The sequence below is a fragment of the Cupriavidus sp. C2SS-8b genome (genome assembly GCF_057073745.1).
In genome coordinates this window covers 1,874,554-1,896,768 of the sequence record NZ_CP172716.1, presented here as the reverse complement: position 1 = coordinate 1,896,768, position 22,215 = coordinate 1,874,554, and the positions used below count along the sequence as shown (strand labels likewise).

Here is a 22,215-nt window from a genome sequence, read left to right as displayed (position 1 = left end):
ACCACCGGCCTTGCCCCGGGTGGGGCAAGGGGCCGGGTTCAGTGCATCGCGGCGCCGGCAGGCAGTGGGCCGCGTGCATCGAACCCCGCGGCGCGGTCCAGCCGGCCGCTCAGTTCCGTCAGGCCAAGCGCCACCAGCACGACAAGCGCACCGATCCATGGCGTATGCATCAGGCCCAGGTGCGTGACGATCAGGCCACCGGCCCAGGCCGCGCCGGCAATGCCAAGGTTGAAGGCCGCGATATTCAGTCCGGAGGCCACGTCGACGGCATGCGGCGTATGGCGCTCTGCCTGCTTGACCACGTAGACCTGCAGGCCGGGCACATTGCCGAAGGCAACGGCACCCCAGGCCAGCACGGTGGCGACGACCAGCCACCGGTGCGGCGCGGTGAACGTCAGCACGAACAGCACCACGGCGAGCAGCAGGAAAACCAGCCGCAGGGCAGGGATGGGGCCATGGCGGTCGGCCAGGCGACCGCCCCAGATATTGCCCACCGCCACGGACACGCCGTACACGAGCATCACCAGTCCGACGGCGCTGGCGCTGAAGCCCGACACATCCTGCAGAATCGACGCCAGGAAGGTGAACGGAATGAACGAGCCGCCATAGCCGATCGCCGTCTTCGCGTACACCAGCAACAAGCGCGGCTCCGCCAGCACGCGGGCCTGCTGCAGCAGCGAGGCAGGCGGCGAATGCGGGATCGACGACGGCACGAACAGCAGGCTGCCGACAAAGGCGATCAAGCCGAGTCCTGAGACCGCCAGGAAGGTCTCGCGCCAGCCAAAATGCTGGCCGATGAACGTGCCCAGCGGGACGCCCGTCACCAGTGCGACGGTCAGGCCCGTGAACATGATGGCAATGGCACTGGCCGCCTTGTCCTTCGGCACCAGGCCGGTAGCGATGGTCGAGCCGATCGAGAAGAACACGCCGTGGGCCAGGCCGGTCAGGATGCGCGCCACGACCAGCGATTCATAGCTCGGCGCCTTCCAGGCAAGCAGGTTGCCCAACGTAAAAAGTGCCATCAGCGACAGCAACAGCGCCTTGCGCGGCAGGCGGCCGGTCAGTGCGGTAAGCACCGGTGCGCCGACCGCCACGCCAAGGGCGTACAGGCTGACCAGCATGCCGGCCGACGGCACGCTGATGTGCAGGTCGGTGGCGATGGTCGGGATCAGCCCGACGATCACGAATTCCGTCGTGCCAATGGCGAACGCGCTGAGGGTCAGCGCTAACAGGGCAATGGGCATGGTCTGCCTCCAGGAGAAAATGGGATGGCGGCAGTGTGCCTGTCTTACCTTTGCAGATTAAGGTGGTGATCGACAGAAGATATTTGAAATGAATGCAAGAATGGCTCGTAAGCCCGGATAAGGCTGCCCCGCGCTCATGCGCGGGTGACGTGACGGCGGCGACCCTTGCCCCACGTGGCCTGCGGTCGCCATCTCAGCGAAAACCCTGACTCGTCTGGTATACTTCCATGTTGTCTGGCCGCTGCCGGATACAGCCTGCGAGAGGCCATGCGGAGCCCCGCCCCGATGCACTGCCGGAGGCCGCCTTGCCTCAAGCCATCTCTGATCCGGAGTCCTGGCCTCGCTCTCCCGACCCATGAAAGACCGGCCGCCATTGGCCGCTGAAACCATTGCGTTCCTGACCGGAGCGCGCCGCAAAGCATGACTTACGCCGTCAAGGAAATCTTCTATACGCTGCAGGGCGAAGGCGCCAACGCCGGCCGTGCCGCGGTGTTCTGCCGCTTTGCCGGCTGCAACCTGTGGAGCGGGCGCGAAGAGGACCGGGCCACGGCGGTTTGCCAGTTCTGCGACACGGACTTTGTCGGCACCGACGGCACGCGCGGCGGCAAGTACCGCACGGCCGAGGAACTGGCCGCGACGGTCGCTTCCGAATGGCCGCAGGGCGCTGGCGGCAAGCCGCTGGTGGTGTGCACGGGTGGCGAGCCGCTGCTGCAGCTCGATGGTCCGCTGATCGACGCCTTGCACGCGCAGGGCTTCGAGATCGCGATCGAAACCAATGGCACGATCGAGGTGCCGCCGGGAATCGACTGGGTTTGCGTGAGCCCCAAGATGGGCTCCGAGCTCGTGGTCAGGAAGGGCGACGAGCTGAAGGTGGTGATGCCGCAGGCCGGGCAAGACTTCGCCGCATACGAGCAGCTGGATTTCCGGTATTTCCTGGTGCAGGCCATGGATGGCCCGCTGGCCCGCGAAAATACCGCCGCCGCCGTGGCGTTCTGCCAGCGACACCCGCGCTGGCGCCTGTCGCTGCAGACCCACAAGCTGCTGGGCATCCGCTGATTCAGGCGGATTCCTGTCCCGTGGCCGCAGCGTGGGCCACAATAGAGCCCGCGGACTCCGGCATGAAGTCCACCCAATGCAGGCCGCCTTGCAAGCGCCCGTACCCATGAGCAAACAAGTTTCCATTACCCGCCGGCTCGAATTCGATTCCGGCCACCGCATCCCGAACCACTGCGGACAGTGCCGCAATATCCACGGCCACCGCTATCGCCTGGACCTGACGCTGTCGGGCGAGGTGCTGCATCGCGAGGGTGCGTCGGATGACGGCATGATCCTCGATTTCGGCGATATCAAGTCGCTGGCGCAGGACCACCTGGTGTCCAAATGGGACCATGCCTTCCTGATCTATCGCGGGGACACGGCGCTGCTGAACTTCCTGCAGTCGATGGAAGGGCACAAGACCGTGGTGCTGGACGCCATCCCGACGGTCGAGAACCTGGCGCAGATCGCCTTCGACATGCTGGCTCCGGTGTTCAAGGACTGCTTCGGCCACCACCTGCAACTGACCCGCCTGGTCCTGTTCGAAACGCCCAACTGCTGGGCCGAAGTCACCGCCACGGCGGAGCTGCCGGCACAGGACTGAGTCGCCCATGACGGAAACCCGCACGGCGGAGGACATCGCTCGCGACGAGCGCTATATGCGCGCCGCCATGGACGAGGCGCGCCTGGCCGAAGCCGCGGGCGAGGTGCCGGTCGGCGCGGTGGTGGTGTGGAACGATGCCATCATCGCGCGCGGGCACAACCTGCCGATCAAGTCGATGGATCCGTCTGCCCATGCCGAGATGCAGGCCCTGCGCGCGGCCGCGCAGGTGCTGGGCAACTACCGCATGCCCGAATGCGAGCTTTACGTGACGCTGGAGCCGTGCGCGATGTGCAGCGGCGCCATCCTCCATGCGCGCCTGCGCCATGTGGTATTCGGCGCGACGGACCCGAAGACGGGGGCGGCCGGCAGCGTGGTGAACCTGTTCGAGCAGGCCCAGCTCAACCACCAGACCACCATGACGAGCGGCGTGCTGGCAGCCGAATGCGGGCAGATGCTGAAGGACTTCTTCGGCGCCCGGCGCCGTGCGCAGAAGGCCGCGCAACTCGCTGCACGAAGCCTGTCCGATCCCGAACAACCCTGATCAAGCCCAACCCGTATGAGCACACCGAGCCTCCAGCCGCATACCGAAGTCCGTCTGATCGCATCGTCCGGGTATCCGCACGATGTCGCCATCGCGGCACGCGGCTGTGCCTGGCTCAAGGCGCACGGGTACCACACGACCAACCCTGACGTGCTGGCGCGGCGCTACCTGCGCTTTGGCGGCACCGATGCCGAACGGCTCGCGGACCTGCATGCGATAGGCACCGGTACGCCGCACGAGCTGACGCTGGCCGTGCGTGGCGGCTACGGCATCGCGCGGCTGCTGGAGCGGCTCGATTTCGCGCAGATAGCCGAACAGGCACGCGCCAGCGGCACGCCCATCGTCGGCCACAGCGATTTCACGGCGTTCCAGCTGGCCTATCTGGCGGCAACCGGCGGGGTGACGTTTGCCGGGCCGATGCTGCTGGCGGATTTCGGCGCGGACACGGTCGACCCGTTCATGTGGGAGCACTTCGAAGGCATCCTGCGCGATCCAGCCTACACGGTGACGGTGCTGGCCCCGCAGGACGGCGGGCAGCCGTTCTCGGGCACGGTGGCGGGCACGCTGTGGGGCGGCAACCTGGCCATGCTGTGCAGCCTGCTGGGAACGCGCTTCATGCCGCATGTGGAAGGCGGCATCCTGTTCCTGGAAGACATCAACGAGCCGCCGTATCGCGTGGAACGCATGCTGGTGCAGCTGCACCAGGCCGGCGTGCTCGGTGCGCAGCGCGCCGTCGTCCTTGGTGATTTCTCCAACTACCGCGTGACGGACTACGACAACGGCTACGACATGGAGGCCGTCGTGACCTACCTGCGCGACGAGTTGAAGGTGCCGGTGGTGACCGGCCTGCCGTTCGGCCACTGCGCGCGCAAGCTGACGCTGCCGGTGGGCGCGCAGGCGCAGCTCAGCGCGAGTGCGGAAGGGTTCACGCTGGGCCTGTCGGGTTATCCGGTGCTGCCGACGCTGGCCTGACGACGTTTCGACCCGCACCATCCGGTCGCCGGAAAGGCGTGCGGATGGTAAAATAACCGGTTATTCCCTCATTTCCTGCCGGGTTCTCCCATGAACCGGGGCGCATCGCATTCGGCGGCGCCGCCCCGTTCGGCAAGCCTGGCGCAATGGCGCCATACCCCGTTTCCAGACAAGGTTCCAGACGTGCTTTCTACCGCAAACATCACCATGCAGTTCGGCCCCAAGCCGTTGTTCGAGAATATCTCGGTCAAGTTCGGCGAGGGCAACCGCTACGGCCTGATCGGCGCGAACGGCTGCGGCAAGTCCACCTTCATGAAGATCCTCGGTGGCGACCTGGAGCCGTCGTCGGGCAACGTCATGCTGGAGCCGGGCATTCGCCTGGGCAAGCTGCGCCAGGACCAGTTCGCCTATGAAGACATGCGCGTGCTGGACGTCGTGATGATGGGCCACACCGAGATGTGGGCCGCCGCGCAGGAGCGCGATGCCATCTACGCCAACCCGGAAGCGACCGACGAAGACTACATGAAGGCCGCCGAGCTGGAGGCCAAGTATGCCGAGTACGACGGCTACACCGCCGAAGCCCGTGCCGGCGAACTGCTGCTGGGCGTAGGCATTCCCACCGCCCAGCACCAGGGCCCGATGAGCGACGTCGCGCCGGGCTGGAAGCTGCGCGTGCTGCTGGCGCAGGCCCTGTTCTCGAACCCGGACGTGCTGCTGCTGGACGAGCCGACGAACAACCTGGACATCAACACGATCCGCTGGCTGGAGACGGTGCTCAACGAGCGCAACTCCACCATGATCATCATCTCGCACGATCGCCACTTCCTGAACTCCGTGTGCACGCACATGGCCGACATGGACTACGGCACGCTCAAGGTCTACCCGGGCAACTACGACGACTACATGGAAGCGTCGATGCAGGCCCGCGAGCGCCAGATGGCCGCCAACGCGCGCGCCAAGGAGCGCATCAGCGAACTGCAGGACTTCGTACGCCGCTTCTCGGCCAACAAGTCCAAGGCCCGCCAGGCGACTTCGCGCGCCAAACAGATCGAGAAGATCAAGGTCGATGACATCAAGCCGTCCTCGCGCCAGAACCCGTTCATCCGCTTCGAGTTCGAGAAGAAGCTGCACAACCTGGCCGTCGAATTGGAGGGCGTCACCAAGACCTACGACCGCAAGATCATCAACAACCTGTCGCTGGCGATCCAGGCCGGCGAGCGCGTGGCGATCATCGGCGAGAACGGCGCGGGCAAGACCACGCTGCTGCGCAGCCTGCTGAACGGTGCGGTGCAGACCGGCGTGCAGCGCGGTGTCGAGGTCGATCGCGGCACGGTGAAGTGGGCCGAGAACGCCAACGTCGGCTACATGCCGCAGGACACCTACGAGGAATTCCCGACCGACCGCGACGTGATGGACTGGATGAGCCAGTGGACGCAGGCCGGCGACGACGAGACCTCGCTGCGTGGCACGCTGGGCCGACTGCTGTTCTCGGCGGACGACATCAAGAAGAACGTCAAGGTGCTGTCCGGTGGCGAGAAGGGCCGCATGATCTGGGGCAAGCTGATGCTGGGCCGCCACAACGTGCTGGCGCTGGACGAGCCGACCAACCACATGGATATGGAATCCATCGAATCGCTGCAGATCGCGCTGGACAAGTTCTCAGGCACGCTGATCTTCGTTTCGCACGACCGCGAGTTGATCAACGGCCTGGCTACGCGTGTGATCGAAGTGCGTACCGATGGCACGCTGACGGATTACCTCGGCACGTATGACGAGTACCTGCAGTCGCAGGGTATCGACGGCTAAGCGTCCGATACCACGACAACGCAAAGGCCGCCTCCGGGCGGCCTTTGTGCTTCTTGTTCGCTGTTTGCGACGGTGCGAGTTCAGCCGCCTTCGTCCATCCCCATCAACCTGACGATCTCGTCGAGCTGCCCTGTGATGGCTTGCGCGGTGATCTCGCCCTTGGCCTTGAGCAATGCGCCGTTCAGCGGGTCACGCAGGGCGATCAACGCCGGGAGATCGGTGGCTTTTTCGACCTTGACCTGCATGACGTAACCGCGCAGGCCAAGGTGCTGGCTGATGACATCCGTGTAGAAGTGGTACAGGCGCTGGTAGGCCCGGATATCCGCCTCGGAGTGGAGCGCCGTAGCCGGCGCCTGGGCGGACTCCTGCGCTTCGACGCGGCGCATGGCATACATCGAGAAGAGATTGCTGTCCTCGCTGGCGGTTGCCGCCTTCACCAGGGCGGGGCGCTGCTGCGGGACGGCTTCCGGCACGGTCTCGACCAGGCCCATTTGCACCAGCTGTTTGAGCGACTCCGATCCTATGCCCATGCCGTCAAGCTGCGACAGCAGGTCCTGCTCGCGCCGTTCGCCATTGACGATCAGCAGCAGGGCGCGCAGCTTGTGATCCAGCTTGCGCGCGCGCGTCTTGATCTCGTCAAGGCCGGCTTCGGTCTTGCGGTAAATCGGGTTAACCACGTCTCGCTCCCTGTTATGGTTCCGCCGCGCTGGCGAGATCCCAGGGGCGCGACCGATTATCGCCATCTGTTGCCTCGCGGACAGCGCAGCCTGAAAAACCGCCTGCTCCAATCCGCTCTACAATGTGGTGCACCATAAAAGTAACAAAATAATTGCAACCGCTGATTGACCAAACTGACAACTGTGGCCATGCAACAACGAGACAAACTCTTTATCAACGGCAAATGGATCAGCCCGCACGGCACGGGGCTGATCGACGTCATCCATTCCACCACCGAAGCGGTCATGGGGCGTATCCCCGAGGGGAGCGCACGGGACGCGGAAGACGCGATCCAGGCTGCCCGGGCCGCGTTTGATGGCTGGGCCAGCACGCCGCCGGCGGTGCGCGCCGACTATATCCGCAAGATCGCCGAGGGCCTTAAGGCGCGGACCGAGGAACTGGCCCAGCTGATTGCGGGCGAGGTCGGCATGCCGATCAAGCTGGCACGCGCGATCCAGGTTGGCGGCCCGGTCTACAACTGGGGCCAGGCCGCGAAGCTGGTGGAAAGCTTCGATTTCGAGGAAGAGGTCGGCAATTCGCTGGTCGTGCGCGAGCCGGTCGGCGTGGTGGCGGCGATCACGCCGTGGAACTACCCGCTCAACCAGATCACATTGAAGGTGGCGCCTGCGTTGGCCGCCGGCTGCACGGTGGTGCTCAAGCCGTCGGAAGTGGCGCCGCTCAATGCCTTCGTGCTGGCCGAGGTGATCGAAGCGGCCGGCCTGCCGCCGGGCGTGTTCAACCTGGTGACCGGCTATGGCCCGGTGGTCGGCGAGGTCCTGGCCAGCCATCCCGAGGTCGACATGGTGTCGTTCACGGGCTCCACCCGGGCCGGCAAGCGCGTGTCGGAACTGGCGTCGCAGACCGTCAAGCGCGTGGCGCTGGAACTGGGCGGCAAGTCCGCCTCGGTGGTGCTCGATGATGCGGACCTGCCGGCGGCGGTGAAGGGCACCATCAACGCGTGCTTCCTGAATTCCGGCCAGACCTGCTCGGCGCATACGCGCATGCTGGTGCCGCGCAGCCGCTATGACGAAGTCAAGGCGCTGGCTGCGAAGGTGGTCGAAGGCTTTACGGTGGGCGACCCGCTGCAGGAAACCACCCGGCTCGGGCCGCTGATTTCCGCGGTGCAGAAGGACCGCGTGACAGGTTATATCCGCCGAGGGCTGGAAGAGGGTGCCGAACTGGTCGCGGGCGGCCCCGACGCGCCGGCGGGCCTGGAGAAGGGCTTCTTCGTCAAGCCCACCGTGCTGGGCAATGTGGAGCCGCGCGCCACGGTGGCGCAGGAAGAGATCTTCGGGCCGGTGCTGTCGATCATCTGCTACGACACCGAGGAAGACGCGGTGCGTATCGCCAACGACAGCGTCTATGGCCTCGGCGGCGGTGTCTGGGCCGGTGACGAAGCGCGTGCGATCCGCGTGGCGCGACGCATCCGTACCGGGCAGGTGGACATCAACGGCGGCCCGTTCAATATGCAGGCGCCGTTCGGCGGCTACAAGCAGTCCGGCAACGGGCGCGAGGCCGGCAAGTACGGGCTCGAGGAATTCCTCGAGTACAAGGCCCTGCAACTCAAGAAGCCGGCCTGATAGCCGATAGCCCTTCCGGGTATCTGGGTCCAAGGCCCCGCATGGCAGCATGCGGGGCTTCTTGTTTGTGCGCGTTGGTGGCGATAATGGCCGCCAAACAAAAATTCTCTCGGGGAGATGACCGATGCGCTGGTTCCGACGGCTGGCCTGGCTGGTAGCGGTGCTGTTGCTGGTTTCCGCGGCGGCGCTGGCGGGCGGCTATATCTGGTACCGGCAGGCGTCGCAGCCGCAATCCGCGGGCACGCTGGCGCTGCCGGGACTGCACGGACGCGTCACCATCGTGCGCGACCGCAACGCCGTGCCGCATATCCAGGCCGCTTCGCCGCTGGACGCGTATTACGCGCTGGGCTTCGTGCATGCGCAGGACCGGCTGTGGCAGATGCAGATGAACAAGCGCATCGTCGCGGGCCGGCTCGCCGAGATCCTCGGGCCCAAGGCGCTCGATACCGACCGCTTCCTTCGCACGTTGGGCGTGCGCCGCAATGCCGAGGCTATCTTCGCGCAGCTCGAACCGGACTCGCGTGCCGCATTGCAAGTTTATGCGGCTGGCGTGAACGCCTATATCGACCAGCGCAAGGAACCGCTGCCGCCCGAGTTCGTGATCCTGCGGACGCGTCCGGAGTACTGGGAGCCCGCCGACACGCTGGGCTGGCAGACCATGATGGCATGGGACCTGGGCGGCAACTGGACGCAGGAAACCCTGCGCATGGCGCTGTCGCAGGTATTGCCGACCGCGCGCATCAGCGAGCTGCTGGCACCGTATCCGGGCGAGCGGCCGGTCCGCACGCTCGACTACGGCAACCTGTACCGCCACCTGGCCCCGCTGGCCTCGGCGCTGGCCCGCGTCGGCGACATGGCGCCGCCCGGCTATGTGGAAGGAATGGGATCGAACAACTGGGTGGTGTCCGGCGCGCATACGCGGTCGGGCAAGCCCATGCTGGCGAACGACCCGCACCTCGGCCTGCAGGCGCCGGCGCTCTGGTACCTGGCGCGGCTGCAGGCGCCGGGACTGGACGTGGCCGGCGCCACGCTGCCTGGGTCGCCGCTGGTTGTGCTGGGCCATAACGCGCGCATTGCCTGGGGCTTCACCAATACCGCGCCGGACGTCCAGGACCTGTACCTCGAACGCCTGCAGCCGGGCAGCACCGAGAAATACCAGACGCCGGATGGCTGGGCGTCGTTCGTGACGCGTGCCGAGACCATCCATGTCAAGGGCGCGGCCGATGTCACCCTGTCGGTGCGCGAAACCCGTCACGGCCCGGTTATTTCCGATGTGGCCGAACCCGTCGCCAATGCCGCGGCTCCGCTGGGCGCGCGTTACGTCGTGGCGTTCCAGTGGGCGGCGCTGCGCCCTGACGATCTCACCTTCCAGGCCGGATTGAAGATGAACCTGGCCACCGACTGGGCGAGTTTCACGCAAGCGCTGCGCGACTTCCACTCGCCGCAGCAGAACATGGTTTATGCCGATGTGGACGGCAATATCGGTTTCATCGCGCCGGGACGGGTTCCGCTGCGCCGCGCCGACAACGATCTCAAGGGACTGGCGCCCGCCCCGGGCTGGGACGCGCGCTATGACTGGAACGGATTTATCCCGTTCGAGCACCTGCCGCGTGCCTACAACCCGCCCAACGGCATCATCGTGACGGCGAACCAGCGCATCGTCGGGCCCGACTATCCGTACTTCATCACGAGCGAATGGACCGTGCCGTATCGCTACCAGCGCATCCGCGCGCTGCTCGATGGTGTGCCGCACCATACGTTCGAGTCGTTCGGGGCGATCCAGAAGGACGTGGTCTCGCTGGCCATGCGCGATGTCCTGCCGCTGCTGCTGGCATCGCCCGTCGCGAATGACGCCACCCGGCCACAGCGCGAGCGCGAACTGTTCGACGCGCTGCGCAACTGGGACGGCACCATGGATGCCGCGGCGCCGGAGCCGCTGATCGTCACTGCGTGGCTGCGCGAGCTGTCGCGCCGGCTGTTCGAGGACAAGGTCGGCGAGGCGCTGTTCCAGCGCATGTGGGAGCAGCGCAACGTGCAGCAGCCGATGCTGAACATCCTGCGCAATGCTGCCGGCCCCGGCTCGCTTGGCAGCTTCTGGTGCGACAAGTCTGGGACGACCGAGCACGAGACCTGCGCCGATGCCGTCGCGGATGCATGGACACTCGCGCTCGCCGACCTGTCGCGGCGCTATGGCGACAACCCAGGCAAATGGCGCTGGGGCAACGCGCATGCGGCCCGCTCGGAACACAAGCCGTTCGGCAAGCAGCCGTACCTGTCGGGGTTGTTCAACCTGCGCGTGCCGACCGGAGGCGACACCTACACCGTCAATGTCGGGCGCAACAACCCGCGCGACGAGCAGGCGCCGTTCGAGAGCACGCACGCCGCCAGCCTGCGCGCGCTCTATGACCTGTCCGACCTGGATGCCTCGCATTTCATGGATTCGACCGGGCAGTCGGGCAACCCGGTGTCGCCGAACTACCGCGACTGGACCGGCAAGTGGGCGGCGGTGGAGTACATCACGCTGGCGCGACGGCGTGAACCGGCGCGCGAACCGTTCGACACGCTGGTGCTGGAGCCCGCCACGGCAAAGGAGGGGGGCAGTCGCGGCAAATAGCCGCTTTCGGGACGTCCTCAACCGAATGGCAGTACTATTTCGGGCCATCCCATCGGCAGGAGCCGTGCATGGCAACGTCCACCCCTTCGCGTACCACTCACATCATCCAGCACGTCGCCTTTGAACACGGCGGCGTGATTGCCGAAGCGCTGCGCGCGCGCGGCCACGCCCTGCAGGTGTTCCAGGCGGGCGTCGATGATCTCCAGCCCATTGCGGACCATCCCGCCGACCTGCTGCTGGTGCTCGGCGGACCGATCGGGGTCTATGAGACCGAGGCGTATCCGTGGCTGGAACAGGAAATCGCGCTCATTCGCGCGCGCCTTGCCGCCAAGGGGAAGGTGATCGGGGTTTGCCTTGGGGCGCAGCTGATTGCACGGGCCTGCGGCGCGCGCGTCTACCCCGGAACACGCGAAATCGGCTGGGCGCCGATCGCGCCCACAGCGCGGGGCCGTGAATCGGCGCTCGCTGAACTGGCCGCGGCCAACTGGGAAGTCCTGCACTGGCACGGCGACACATTCGATCTGCCCGACGGTGCGGAGCTGCTGGCGTCCACCGCTGCGGTACCCAACCAGGCGTACGCCATCGGCCAGCAGGTCCTGGCTCTGCAGTTCCATCCTGAAGTGCTGCCGCGCGATATCGAGGCCTGGCTGATCGGCCACACGTTTGAACTGGGCAAGGCGGGCATCGACCCGCGCACCATCCGCGCGCGTACCGCGGAAATCGGCGAGACAGTCGCTGCGGCGGGCCGCCGCATGTTCGCGCGCTGGCTCGACGAGGCCGGCCTGTGAACCGCACCGACCTGCCCGCGCTGCGTGGCGTCCCGGTCGATGCGGTCCTGGTCGGCCAGGTTCGCCCTTTCGGCCCGAAGGGCGTGCCGAGCGGCATCGACAAGCGGGCCATCGCGGATGTTGTGCGGGTGACAGCGCTCGGGCTGGCGGGCGATGGCCAGGGCGATCCGAAGCACCATGGCGGCCCGGAAAAGGCGCTGCATCACTACGCATACGATCATTACGCGGCCTGGCGGGCCGAGCTTGCGGGCCTCTCCGCACAGTCCGGCACGGTCTTGGCTGCGCCGGGCGCCTTTGGCGAGAACCTGAGCACCACGGGGCTCACCGAAGCGGATGTCTGCATCGGCGACCGCTTCCGCCTTGGCACCGCACTGGTGGAGGTGTCGCAGGCGCGCCAGCCATGCTGGAAGCTGAACCATCGCTTCGGGCACGCAGGCATGTCGCGCGCGGTGCAGCAGAGCCTGCGCACGGGCTGGTACTACCGCGTGCTGGAAGAGGGCGAACTGCGCGTGGGCGATGCGCTGATGCTGGCCAGCCGTCCGTATCCGGACTGGAGCGTGGCCCGCCTGCTGCGCGTGCTTTATGTGGATCGCCTGGACTATGCAGCGTTGGCCGAGATGGCCGAGTTGCCGCCGCTGGCCGAGAGCTGGCGCAAGCTGGCCCGCCAGCGGCTGGCGACGCACGAAGTCGAAGACATGGAAAAGCGCCTGGCCGGCGGCTGAAACGGAAAGCGGCCGGCTACGCTCAGCCCTGGCGGAAGCGCCGGGCTGTGCCCTCGCGCGTGATGCGTTCCCACACCGCCTGCTTTTCCTCATCGCTCAGGAATACCCAGTTGCTGACTTCCGAGGCGGTGCGTCCGCAGCCCTGGCAGATTTCGTCGAACAGCGTCGAGCAGATGCCGATGCAGGGGCTGTCGGGGCGGTCAGCCAGTCCGGTGGCGTCAGGCTGGACGGCGGACAGGACGGAGTCTGAGGGGGAAGACGACATGCAGGCGTGGAAAGGGCTGGCAGTCGGGCATTATAAACGGGCTGCCACGGCATCCCGGGGTTCCATGAGCGGGCAGATTTGAGACGGAGTGCCGCCGGCAGGGCATGGATCATTCCGATTACCTCGGAGGTCGTTGAGCGGCTGCATCATGCCGCGTACGCTGCATTGCGTTGATGATCGATCCCAAGGAGCCACAGATGCGCGAAGCCATCGCCCAAGCCGTTTCCGCTCCCGCCGTGACGCACCCCCGCATGCGGCAGATGGTGGAGGAAGTCCTGATGGGCTCGCCGGTCGCGCGTGCGCTCGGCGTGCAGCTCGATGTGCTGAAGCCGGAACATGTGGAGCTGGTGTTGCCGTACAGGCCGGAGAACGTCACCTTGGGCAACACGGTCCATGGCGGCGTGATCGCCACGCTGATCGATATCGCGGGCGCCGCCGCCGCGGCGTCCGGGGCCGATCCGGAGCAGGTGAAGGGCGGGGCCACGGGTTCGCTCACCATCCAGTACCTGGCCCCGGCAAACGGAGCCAGCCTGCGCGCCGTCGCGAGCGTGGTGCGGCGCGGCCGCCGGCAGGTGATCAGCGATGTCGACGTGTACGCCGAGGAGTCGGATGCCGGCGTCCTGGTGGCCAAGGCGCTGATGAGCAGCACGATGTTCGGGTGACGGTCGCCGCGACCCTTTAGCCGGATAGCCAGATTCGCCCGCAGGGCAATTCCTACATGATGCCGACCTTCGGGCGGCCTGATTTCCACCATGCGTGTGCCGTGGCCCGGACATCCCAGTCCCGGCCGGCCTTGCCGCGGCGCGGGTTTCGCCTCGTGCGCCCGCGTCATGCGCTGCCGGGCACCAATCCTGCTACTTGCCCGAAATGGACAGCGCATGGACGTCGGGGAACCGGTTCCGATTGCTTGAGAACGGGGAGGAATTCTTCCCGAGCCTGATCGCGGCCATTGATGCGGCGCGCAGCAGCGTGCTGCTGGAAACGTTCATCCTGGCCGACGACGAGGTCGGCAAGCCGCTTGCCGACGCACTGGTCGCGGCCGCGCACCGGGGCGTGGAGGTAGCGCTGACCGTCGATGGTTTCGGTACGGCCGAGCTTTCCGCCGACTATATGGCGCGACTGGCCGAGGCGGGCGTTGCGGTGCGCATGTTCTCGCCGGGCCGCCACCTGCTCGGCAAGCGGACCAATCTGTTTCGGCGGCTGCATCGCAAGCTGGTGGCGATCGATGCGTCTATCGCCTTTGTCGCGGGGATGAACCTGTGCGTCGATCACCTGGTCCAGGCCAGCCCGAGCGCTAAGCAGGACTATGCCGTGGAGGTGCACGGGCCGGTCGCGCAGGTGATCCACGCCTTCATGCTGAAGGCCATTGGCGCGGGTGCCGCCGGGCCGTACGCCATGCGCCGGTGGCGGCGTGCGGCTGCGCCCGGCAACGCGGCGCTCGCACCCGAGCTGCCCGGGGCCGCATTGTTCGTGACGCGCGACAACCACGAGCACCGCAACGACATCGAGCGGCATTACCTGATGGCGATCCGCGCGGCACGGCGCGAGATCATCATTGCCAACGCCTACTTCCTGCCGGGCTATCGGCTGCTGCAGGCGATCTGCGCCGCGGCGCAGCGCGGCGTCGATGTGCGGCTGATCCTGCAAGGCCGGCCGGACATGCTGTGGGTCAAGCGCGCCGTCGACATGCTGTATGCGCGCTTGCGCGAATCGGGCGTGCGGATCTTCGAATTCTGCGAGCGCCCGAACCATAGCAAGGTGGCCGTGGTGGACGATGACTGGGCCACGGTGGGATCCAGCAATCTCGACCCCCTGAGCCTGTCGCTGAACCTCGAAGCCAATCTCGTGATCCGCGATACGGCCTTCGTGGCCCTGCTCAAGGACAACCTGCGCGGCCTGATGTCCCGTAGCTGCACCGAGATCTCCGCGGCGGAGGGCCCGCCGGAGGCGTGGTGGCATGGCATCGTCACGCCGGTGATCTTCCACTTCCTGCGCAAGTTTCCCGCGTGGGCGGGATGGCTGCCGGCCCATACGCCGCGGCTGGTGTCGCCGGAGGTACCGGAGCCCGCCATCGATGCGCCGGCTGGGATGGACGTGGACAACGCTCAACGGGACGGTCCATGAAGGCCACGGTCCGCCTCCGCCAGACTCTGCGGCGCGGCAAGCCCTGGCCGATCATCCGGCGCGTGGCAGGCATCGCCTTCGTGGCGCTCGTCGTGTACCTGATCTACCACAGCCTGAGAGGCATCGACTGGGCGCAGGTATGGCAGGCCCTGACGCGCTACAACGTTGCCACGCTGTTGCCCGTGATGGGCCTGGCCTGCGTCAGCTTTGCCCTGCATGCCTCGTTCGACGTCCTCGGGCGCCAATACACCGGACACCACCTGTCCACGCCGCGCGTCATGCTCATCGCGTTTATCGCCTATATCTTCAATCTCAACGTGGGGGCGGTGGTGGGCGGGCTGGGCATGCGGCTGCGGCTCTATTCGCGCGCCAACATCAGCGGGTCGCAAGTGGCCGGCGTCTACACCATTGCCGTCATCACCAACTGGACCGGCTACATGCTCCTGGCCGGCGGCGTGCTCGCAATCGTGCCGCCCGTATTACCGGCCGAGTGGGGTGTCACGCCATGGATGCTGCGCGCCATCGGCTTGCTGATGCTGACATGCGGGCTGCTCTACTGGCTGGCCTGTGCGAAGGCCCGCACACGCAGCATACGGTTCAGGAAGCGCGTGTTCCGGCTGCCCGGATTCCGTTTTGCCTTGCTGCAGACAGCGTTGTCCGTGACGAACTGGATCGTGCTCGCCAGCATCCTGAATTTGCTGCTGCCCAAAGAGGTGACCCTGTGGCAGTCGCTCACCGCCTTGCTGGTTGGTGCGGTGGCCGGCGCGATCGCCCATATCCCGGCCGGTATCGGCGTCCTGGAAAGCGTGTTCGTGCTGCTGCTGCGTCCGGTTGCTCCCGAGCATGTCGTGGTCGCGGCCCTGATCGCCTACCGGGCGCTCTATTACCTGCTGCCGATGGTGATCGCGTCGTCGATATACGCGTGGATGGAACTGCGCGGTACGCCCGCGACGGGGCAGGCCGACCGCGCCTGAGTCCCCTGCATGGGACAACGCGGGGCGCCGCGCCTAAAGCGTTAGCGGGACATCCACGCCCACGGGTGCCACATACTCCGTCATGCGCCGCCGCGACAGATCCATATGCGCGCGCACGATATCCCCGGCGGCTTCGGGATCATGGCGCGCGATGGCCTCGATGATCTCGTCGTGCTGGTCGGCCGCCTTGCCCAGGTCCAGCTCCATGTCGACGGTGGTCGGATGCCGGTAGAAGATCTTCCCGAGCCGGGCATGGTCGATCAGGATGCGGCGCAGGCTGGGCATCAGGTACGGGTTGTGCGCCATCTTGCCGATCTGCAAGTGAAACTGGTCGTTGTTGAGGACGCGATGCTCGACGTCGTTCTGGTCGATGGCCTCGCGGAACCGTTTCTGGATCTCCCTGAGTTCGTCGATTTCCCGCTCGGTCGCGTTCGTGGCTGCCAGTTGCGTGGTCGCGATGTAGATCATCGGCGCAGCCTGGAAGAAACTGCGCAGCGACTGGTGATTCATCGACGACACGCGTGCCGCCCGGTTGGCCTCCAGTTCGATATAGCCCTCGGCCGCCATCTGCCGCAGCAGTTCCCGGACGGGCGGACGTGACAGGCCGAATTCTTCGCTGAGCGCCAGCTCATCCACCACCGCACCCGGGGGCAAATCCATGCCGACGATCCGTCGGCGCAAGGCTTCGGCCAGCATCGCCTTGCGGTCGACCGAAGCGTCGGACGTCGGCGCGTCTTCCGCGCCAGCCTTGGTTCTTGCCATCTGAGATCCCCTGTCTATCAATCGTAGACATTTTATGGCATCGGCGCCGGGCCCGTTGCCCGCCGGGCCAAAAAACCACTCGCGAAGCACTCCAGATTTCAATTCCTTTTCCTCGTAAACCCTCATGGCGATTTGTCTATCGTAGAAATATTCTTTGTCTACAAATGATAGACACAAAAACGAAGGCGCAAGCCGATGCGGAAATGCCCCGGCTGCCAGGAGTGAAGTGAGATGACAAAAGTAACCGCGATGCCTGCCGACGATGCCACGTGTGGCTGGTTTCACCTCAGCAAGGCCCGCAAGCCGAGGCCGGCCCATTCCGGCAAGACCAAGGCGCGGTGGGTGATCATCGGCGCCGGCTTTACCGGCCTCGCCGCCGCACGCCAGCTGGCGCTTCGCTTCCCCAACGACCCGGTGGTGCTGGTGGACGCGCAGGAAGTCGGCTTCGGTTCGTCTGGCCGGAATGCCGGGTTTGCGATCGATCTGCCGCACGACATTGGCGCCGACGACTACATCGGCGATCTCGCGACGGCACGGCAATGCATGAACCTGAACCTGACCGGACAGCGGATCCTGAAGGCGCTGGTCGACGAGCACGGGATCGACTGCCAGTTCCGGGCCTCCGGCAAGTACCAGGCGGCCATCGAGGACCGCGGCATTGCGGTGCTCGACGCCTATCGACGTGGCCTGGACAAGCTTGGCCAGCCGTACGAGATGATAGAAGGCGCGAACCTGCCCGACCATATCGGCACGTCGTTCTACCGGAAAGCGCTGTTCACGCCGGGCACGGCGCTGATCCAGCCGGCGGCACTGGTGAAAGGGCTGGCGGACAGCCTGCCGTCGAATGTGGAGCTGTACGAGCACACCGCGATTACCGATGTGGCGTACGGCGACAAGACCGTCCTGACGCATCGGAACGGCAGCATCACCGCCGACACGCTGATCCTGACCAACAACGCCTTCGGCCAGCGCTTCGGCTTCCTGCAGGGCACGATGCTGCCGGTCTTCACCTACGCCAGCCTGACGCGTCCGTTGACCCAGGCGGAGCAGGCGCAACTCGGCGGCAAGGCGTTCTGGGGACTGATCCCCGCAGACCCGTATGGCACCACGCTGCGCCGCACGCACGACAACCGCATCCTGGTCCGCAACAGCTTCAGCTACAACCCGGACGGCCGCAGCAACCCGAAGTACCTGGAGCGTTTTGTCCACACGCACCGCGATTCGTTCGAGCGTCGCTTCCCGATGCTGCCCGGCGTGGAGTTCGACTACACATGGGGCGGATCGCTCGCGCTGTCGCGCAACCACATGGGCCATTTTGGCCGTCTCGCCGACAACGTCTACGGCGCGCTCTGCTGCAACGGGCTCGGCATCACGCGCGGCACGGTCACGGGCCACCTGCTGGCCGAACACCTGGCCGACGAGCGCAACGAACTGATCGACTTCCTGCTGTCATCGCCGGGTCCGAACCGCAATCTGCCGGAGCCGATCCTGTCGATGGGCGTCAACGCCAATCTCTGGCTCGGCCAGCGCCGGGCGGGCAGGGAAGTCTGAACCGACAACCACGCGGCCAGGCCGCATCGAATCCCGAATCAAAGCCGGACCCAAAGCAGGTCCGCGCGATACCGGTCAACCAGGAGACAAACGGTGGCAAACACAAACAATGTGTCAATCGAGGACGTTCCTCTCAATGGCTTTCATCAACTGCTATGCGTGCGCTCGGGCGGCGGCTGGGTGCTCGATGGCTACGTGCTGAGCATCATCGGCGTTGCCATGGTGCCGCTGGCCGCGGCGCTGGGCCTGAGCGGCTTCTGGCAGGGCATGGTCGCGGCCTCGGCGCTGATCGGCATTTTCTGCGGCGGCTTCCTGGGCGGCTTGCTGACCGGACGGCTGGGCCGGAAAAGGCTCTATTTCGTGGGGCCGATCATCTTCGTCCTGTGCTCGCTGGCCCAATACTGGGCCACCTCGGGCGCGGAACTGTTCTTCATGCGCTTCCTGATCGGCATCGGCGTCGGGTTTGAATACCCGATCGCCGGGTCCCTGCTGGTCGAGTTCCTGCCGAAGAAACACCGCGGTCCGCGGCTGGCGATGCTGACCATCCTCTGGTTTGCCGGTGCCGCACTGGCCTATGTCGTCGGCAATGCGCTGCTGGATACCGGCCGCGACGACGCCTGGCGCCTGGTCCTTGCCAGCCCGGCCATCATCGGCGTGCTGCTGGTCGTGCTACGCCTGGGAACGCCCGAGTCGCCGCGCTGGCTGCTGAGCAAGGGCCGGACGGCGGAGGCGGAGCACATTATCCGCAAGGTCTACGGCCCGACGTTCTCGCTGCGCAACCTGCCGGAGCAGGCGGCGGAGAAAAAGGTGTCGCTGCTCGCGCTGCTGCATTCGGGCTATGGCAAGCGCATGCTGTTCGTCTCGGTGTTCTGGAGCTGTTCGGTCATCCCGGTCTTTGCGGTCTACGCCTTCGCGCCGACCGTGCTGCAGGCGCTGAACCTGAAGGGCGAGTGGGCGTCGTTCGGCTCCGTGGCCATCACCATGCTGTTCGTGGTCGGCTGCATCATCGCCACGCGACTGATCAACGTCATCGGCCGCCGCAGCATGCTGATCCACAGCTTCCTGTGGTCGGGCCTGGCCTTGCTGGGGCTGGGCGCCTGCTCGGACGGCAACCCGATGCTCGTGCTCGTGCTGTTCGGCGCCTATGCGCTGTTCATCGGCGGCGCACAGGTGCTGCAACTGGTCTATCCCAACGAACTGTTTCCGACCGAGATCCGTTCGGCCGCGGTTGGGCTCGGGGCATCGCTGTCGCGAGTCGGGGCGGCCATCGGCACCTGGCTCGTGCCGATCTCGCTGCAGACCATCGGCATCGGCTACACGATGTACGCCGCCGCCGCGGTCACGCTGGTTGGCCTGCTGGTATCGCTGGCGCTGGCCCCGGAGACCCGTTCGCTCAGTCTCCAGGAAGCCGCTTCGCTCAGCCACTGACCCGTCCTAAATCCACTTTCCTGAATTCCTGAATATTCGGAGGCACCATGAAGTTCCAAGGTATCTACACGCCCGCCATCACACCGCTTTCGGCCGATGGCCACATCGATAACGCCGCCTTTGGCGAAGTGCTGGAATCCCTGATCGACGCCGGCGTGCACGGCATCATCATCGGCGGCTCGACCGGCGAATACTATGCGCACACCACGGAAGAGCGCCTGGGGCTGGCAGCGTTTGCGAAGGAAGTGATCGGTAGCCGCGTGCCGCTGATCATCGGCACCGGGGCTGTGCGCACGGAAGACTCGGTCGAATATGCAAAGGGCGCCAGGGCCATCAAGGCCGACGCCATCCTGGTCGGCTCGCCGCCTTATGCACTACCGACCGAAGCCGAGAACGCGATTCATGCGCTGACCGTCGACCGGGCCGCGGGCCTGCCGGTCATGCTCTACAACTATCCGGGCCGGATGGGCGTGTCGATGGGGCGCGAGTTCTTCCGCACGGTCACGTCGGCCTCGCAGAATTTCGTCGCCATCAAGGAAAGCTCGGGCCAGACTTCGCAGCTGCACATGCTTGCCACGGAATTCCACGACATCGACATTTCGTGCGGCTGGGACGACCAGGCGCTGGAGTTCTTCGCCTGGGGCGCCCGCAGCTGGGTGTGCGCCGGCTCGAACTTCATTCCGCGCGAACACGTCGCGCTGTACGAAGCTTGCGTGATCGAAAAGAACTTCGACAAGGGCCGCCGCATCATGTCCGCCATGATGCCGCTGATGGACTTCCTGGAGGGCGGCAAGTTCGTGCAGTCGATCAAGCACGGCTGCGCGCTGGCCGGCCTGCGCCCCGGTGGCGTTCGCGCGCCGCTGCAGGATCTCGATGACGCCGACAAGCGCCGCCTGCAGGCCGTCGTGGCCGAACTGAAGCGCACCGTGGCGACGATCGTCGAGGGCAAGGCGTGATGGCACAGCTTCTGACTGCTCCTGAATACGCCGCCATGGCGGCGAGCCTGGCGCTGCCGACGCAGGCTTTCATCGACGGCGCCTTCGTCCGCGCGGTGTCGGGCAAGACCTTCCAGACCACCAATCCCGCAACGGGCCGGGTGCTGACGGAGATCTCCGCTTGCGATGCGCGGGACGTCGATATCGCCGTGGCCAAAGCGAAGGCTGCTTTCGAGGACGGGCGCTGGCACCGCCAGTCGCCGGGCCAGCGCAAGGCCGTGCTGCTGAAGTTCGCCGACCTGCTTGAGGCGCATGCGCACGAGCTGGCCGTGATGGAAAGCCTGGACAGCGGCAAGCCGATCCGCGAATGCCAGAACACCGACGTGCCCGAAACCATCCATACCATTCGCTGGCATGCCGAGCTGATCGACAAGATCTACGACAGCACGGCGCCCGTGGGTGCGGCAGCGCTGTCGCTGGTGGTTCGCGAGCCGATCGGCGTGGTGGGCCTGGCGCTGCCGTGGAACTTCCCGTTGCTGATGCTGGCCTGGAAGATCGGTCCTTCGCTGGCCGCGGGATGCTCGATCGTCGTCAAGCCCGCCAAGGAAACCACGCTGACCGCGCTGCGTGTCGCCGAACTGGCCCACCAGGCGGGCGTTCCCGCGGGCGTATTCAATGTGCTGCCCGGCGGCGGGAAGGAAGTGGGCGAGCCGCTGGGCATGCACATGGATGTGTCGATGGTCAGCTTCACGGGCTCCACCGCGACCGGACGGCTGTTCCTCAAGTACGCGGCGGAATCGAACCTGAAGCGCATCGTGCTCGAATGCGGCGGCAAGAATCCCGCGGTGGTCATGAAGGACGTCGACGACCTCGACACCGTCGCCCAGCACATCGTCAACGGCGCGTTCTGGAACATGGGCGAGAACTGCTCGGCGTCGTCGCGGCTGATCGTGCATGCCGGGATCAAGGACGAACTGCTGGCACGCATCGGCGTCCATATGCGCGAATGGAAGATGGGCGATCCGCTCGACCCGCAGCATCGCATCGGCTCCCTCGTCAGCGAGGCGCATTTCCAGAAAGTGCGTTCGTACCTCGAGCAGGCCGGCGCCGAGAAGCTGCGCGTGGCATATGGCGGCGGCACGAAAGGGGAATCGTTCGTCGAACCCACCGTGGTGGACGGCGTGCCCGCGGACAGCCCGCTGTTCCGCGAGGAGATCTTCGGGCCGGTCCTGTCGGTGACGACCTTTGACAGCACCGAGGAAGCCATCGCACTGGCCAACGATTCGGTGTACGGGCTGGCGGCGTCGGTCTACACGAGCAACCTGAACCACGCGATCCGGCTGTCACGCGAGATTCGCGCGGGCGTGGTGACCGTGAACTGCTTTGGCGAGGGCGACATCACCACGCCGTTCGGCGGCTACAAGGAGTCCGGCTTCGGCGGGCGCGACAAGTCGATCTGGGCGCATGACCAGTACACCGAGATCAAGACGATCTGGATCGACGTGCCGGCCCCGGCACGGTAAGGTACGACCCTTCACGCATTTATCGATGGC

At 66.0% G+C, this 22,215-nt stretch carries 20 protein-coding genes; 16 read left to right on the top strand and 4 right to left on the bottom strand.

The genetic code is table 11. The features are described 5' to 3' along the window. Positions 1-38: 38 nt before the first annotated feature. Positions 39-1,244, bottom strand: a complete 1,206-nt coding sequence (locus tag ACIGJB_RS08735; RefSeq protein WP_483729492.1) for an MFS transporter — start codon at positions 1,242-1,244, stop codon at positions 39-41. A 420-nt stretch (positions 1,245-1,664) separates the two neighbouring features. Between ACIGJB_RS08735 and queE the strand changes: the two genes are divergently transcribed. From queE to ACIGJB_RS08710, 5 genes are all read left to right on the top strand, one after another. Next, a complete protein-coding gene (gene queE, locus ACIGJB_RS08730) occupies positions 1,665-2,300 on the top strand; it encodes a 7-carboxy-7-deazaguanine synthase (protein ID WP_483729491.1) in 636 nt (211 codons plus the stop codon). Between the two features lie 106 nt (positions 2,301-2,406). After that, complete coding sequence (locus tag ACIGJB_RS08725) at positions 2,407-2,883, top strand: 6-pyruvoyl trahydropterin synthase family protein (protein ID WP_483708216.1); 477 nt, start codon at positions 2,407-2,409, stop codon at positions 2,881-2,883. A 7-nt stretch (positions 2,884-2,890) separates the two neighbouring features. Further along, positions 2,891-3,424 carry a tRNA adenosine(34) deaminase TadA gene (tadA, locus tag ACIGJB_RS08720; RefSeq protein ID WP_483729490.1) on the top strand — a complete coding sequence of 178 codons (534 nt, stop codon included), beginning with the start codon at positions 2,891-2,893 and terminating at the stop codon, positions 3,422-3,424. Between the two features lie 15 nt (positions 3,425-3,439). Further along, complete coding sequence (ldcA, locus tag ACIGJB_RS08715) at positions 3,440-4,396, top strand: muramoyltetrapeptide carboxypeptidase (protein ID WP_483729489.1); 957 nt, start codon at positions 3,440-3,442, stop codon at positions 4,394-4,396. Positions 4,397-4,579: 183 nt separating this feature from the next. Continuing rightward, positions 4,580-6,202, top strand: coding sequence for an ABC-F family ATPase (locus ACIGJB_RS08710; RefSeq protein ID WP_483729488.1), 1,623 nt, complete (start codon positions 4,580-4,582; stop codon positions 6,200-6,202). Between the two features lie 80 nt (positions 6,203-6,282). On the opposite strand, the gene ACIGJB_RS08705 is transcribed toward ACIGJB_RS08710, so the two are convergent. Further along, a complete protein-coding gene (locus ACIGJB_RS08705; RefSeq protein ID WP_483729487.1) occupies positions 6,283-6,879 on the bottom strand; it encodes a hypothetical protein in 597 nt (198 codons plus the stop codon). A 189-nt stretch (positions 6,880-7,068) separates the two neighbouring features. On the opposite strand from ACIGJB_RS08705, the gene ACIGJB_RS08700 reads away from it, so the two are divergent. The 4 genes from ACIGJB_RS08700 (at position 7,069) to ACIGJB_RS08685 (ending at position 12,623) form a co-directional block, all read left to right on the top strand. Beyond that, entirely contained in the window at positions 7,069-8,499 is a 1,431-nt protein-coding gene (locus ACIGJB_RS08700) for an aldehyde dehydrogenase family protein (RefSeq protein WP_483729486.1), read from the top strand. Between the two features lie 124 nt (positions 8,500-8,623). Further along, positions 8,624-11,113: a penicillin acylase family protein gene (locus ACIGJB_RS08695; RefSeq protein ID WP_483729485.1), complete on the top strand. Its 2,490-nt coding sequence runs from the start codon at positions 8,624-8,626 to the stop codon at positions 11,111-11,113. A gap of 68 nt (positions 11,114-11,181) precedes the next feature. Beyond that, entirely contained in the window at positions 11,182-11,901 is a 720-nt protein-coding gene (locus tag ACIGJB_RS08690) for a glutamine amidotransferase (protein ID WP_483729484.1), read from the top strand. After that, on the top strand, positions 11,898-12,623 hold the full coding sequence (locus ACIGJB_RS08685; RefSeq protein WP_483729483.1) for an MOSC domain-containing protein: 726 nt from the start codon (positions 11,898-11,900) through the stop codon (positions 12,621-12,623). Before ACIGJB_RS08690 ends, ACIGJB_RS08685 begins: the two co-directional genes overlap by 4 nt. Positions 12,624-12,645: 22 nt before the next feature. Here the strand turns inward: ACIGJB_RS08685 and ACIGJB_RS08680 are convergent, their stop codons facing one another. Further along, complete coding sequence (locus ACIGJB_RS08680) at positions 12,646-12,888, bottom strand: DUF1289 domain-containing protein (RefSeq protein WP_483729482.1); 243 nt, start codon at positions 12,886-12,888, stop codon at positions 12,646-12,648. A gap of 197 nt (positions 12,889-13,085) precedes the next feature. Here ACIGJB_RS08680 and ACIGJB_RS08675 point away from each other — a divergent pair, with 197 nt between their 5' ends. The 3 genes from ACIGJB_RS08675 (at position 13,086) to ACIGJB_RS08665 (ending at position 15,986) form a co-directional block, all read left to right on the top strand. Next, the gene (locus tag ACIGJB_RS08675; RefSeq protein WP_483732290.1) at positions 13,086-13,550 is read left to right on the top strand and encodes a PaaI family thioesterase; all 465 of its coding nucleotides are present in this window, start codon (positions 13,086-13,088) and stop codon (positions 13,548-13,550) included. A 241-nt stretch (positions 13,551-13,791) separates the two neighbouring features. Then, complete coding sequence (gene clsB / locus ACIGJB_RS08670) at positions 13,792-15,012, top strand: cardiolipin synthase ClsB (protein WP_483729481.1); 1,221 nt, start codon at positions 13,792-13,794, stop codon at positions 15,010-15,012. Beyond that, complete coding sequence (locus ACIGJB_RS08665) at positions 15,009-15,986, top strand: lysylphosphatidylglycerol synthase domain-containing protein (RefSeq protein WP_483729480.1); 978 nt, start codon at positions 15,009-15,011, stop codon at positions 15,984-15,986. The genes clsB and ACIGJB_RS08665 overlap by 4 nt, the downstream gene beginning before the upstream one ends. A gap of 33 nt (positions 15,987-16,019) precedes the next feature. On the opposite strand, the gene ACIGJB_RS08660 is transcribed toward ACIGJB_RS08665, so the two are convergent. Next, positions 16,020-16,748 carry a GntR family transcriptional regulator gene (locus ACIGJB_RS08660; RefSeq protein WP_483729479.1) on the bottom strand — a complete coding sequence of 243 codons (729 nt, stop codon included), beginning with the start codon at positions 16,746-16,748 and terminating at the stop codon, positions 16,020-16,022. 231 nt (positions 16,749-16,979) lie between these two features. Between ACIGJB_RS08660 and ACIGJB_RS08655 the strand changes: the two genes are divergently transcribed. The 4 genes from ACIGJB_RS08655 to ACIGJB_RS08640 all read left to right on the top strand — a co-directional run bounded on the left by ACIGJB_RS08655 (position 16,980) and on the right by ACIGJB_RS08640 (position 22,185). Beyond that, positions 16,980-18,299 carry an NAD(P)/FAD-dependent oxidoreductase gene (locus ACIGJB_RS08655; RefSeq protein ID WP_483729478.1) on the top strand — a complete coding sequence of 440 codons (1,320 nt, stop codon included), beginning with the start codon at positions 16,980-16,982 and terminating at the stop codon, positions 18,297-18,299. A gap of 93 nt (positions 18,300-18,392) precedes the next feature. Continuing rightward, on the top strand, positions 18,393-19,727 hold the full coding sequence (locus tag ACIGJB_RS08650) for an MFS transporter (protein ID WP_483729477.1): 1,335 nt from the start codon (positions 18,393-18,395) through the stop codon (positions 19,725-19,727). Between the two features lie 47 nt (positions 19,728-19,774). Then, positions 19,775-20,683 carry a dihydrodipicolinate synthase family protein gene (locus tag ACIGJB_RS08645; protein WP_483729476.1) on the top strand — a complete coding sequence of 303 codons (909 nt, stop codon included), beginning with the start codon at positions 19,775-19,777 and terminating at the stop codon, positions 20,681-20,683. Next, entirely contained in the window at positions 20,683-22,185 is a 1,503-nt protein-coding gene (locus ACIGJB_RS08640; protein ID WP_483729475.1) for an aldehyde dehydrogenase, read from the top strand. Before ACIGJB_RS08645 ends, ACIGJB_RS08640 begins: the two co-directional genes overlap by 1 nt. Positions 22,186-22,215 lie beyond the last annotated feature (30 nt).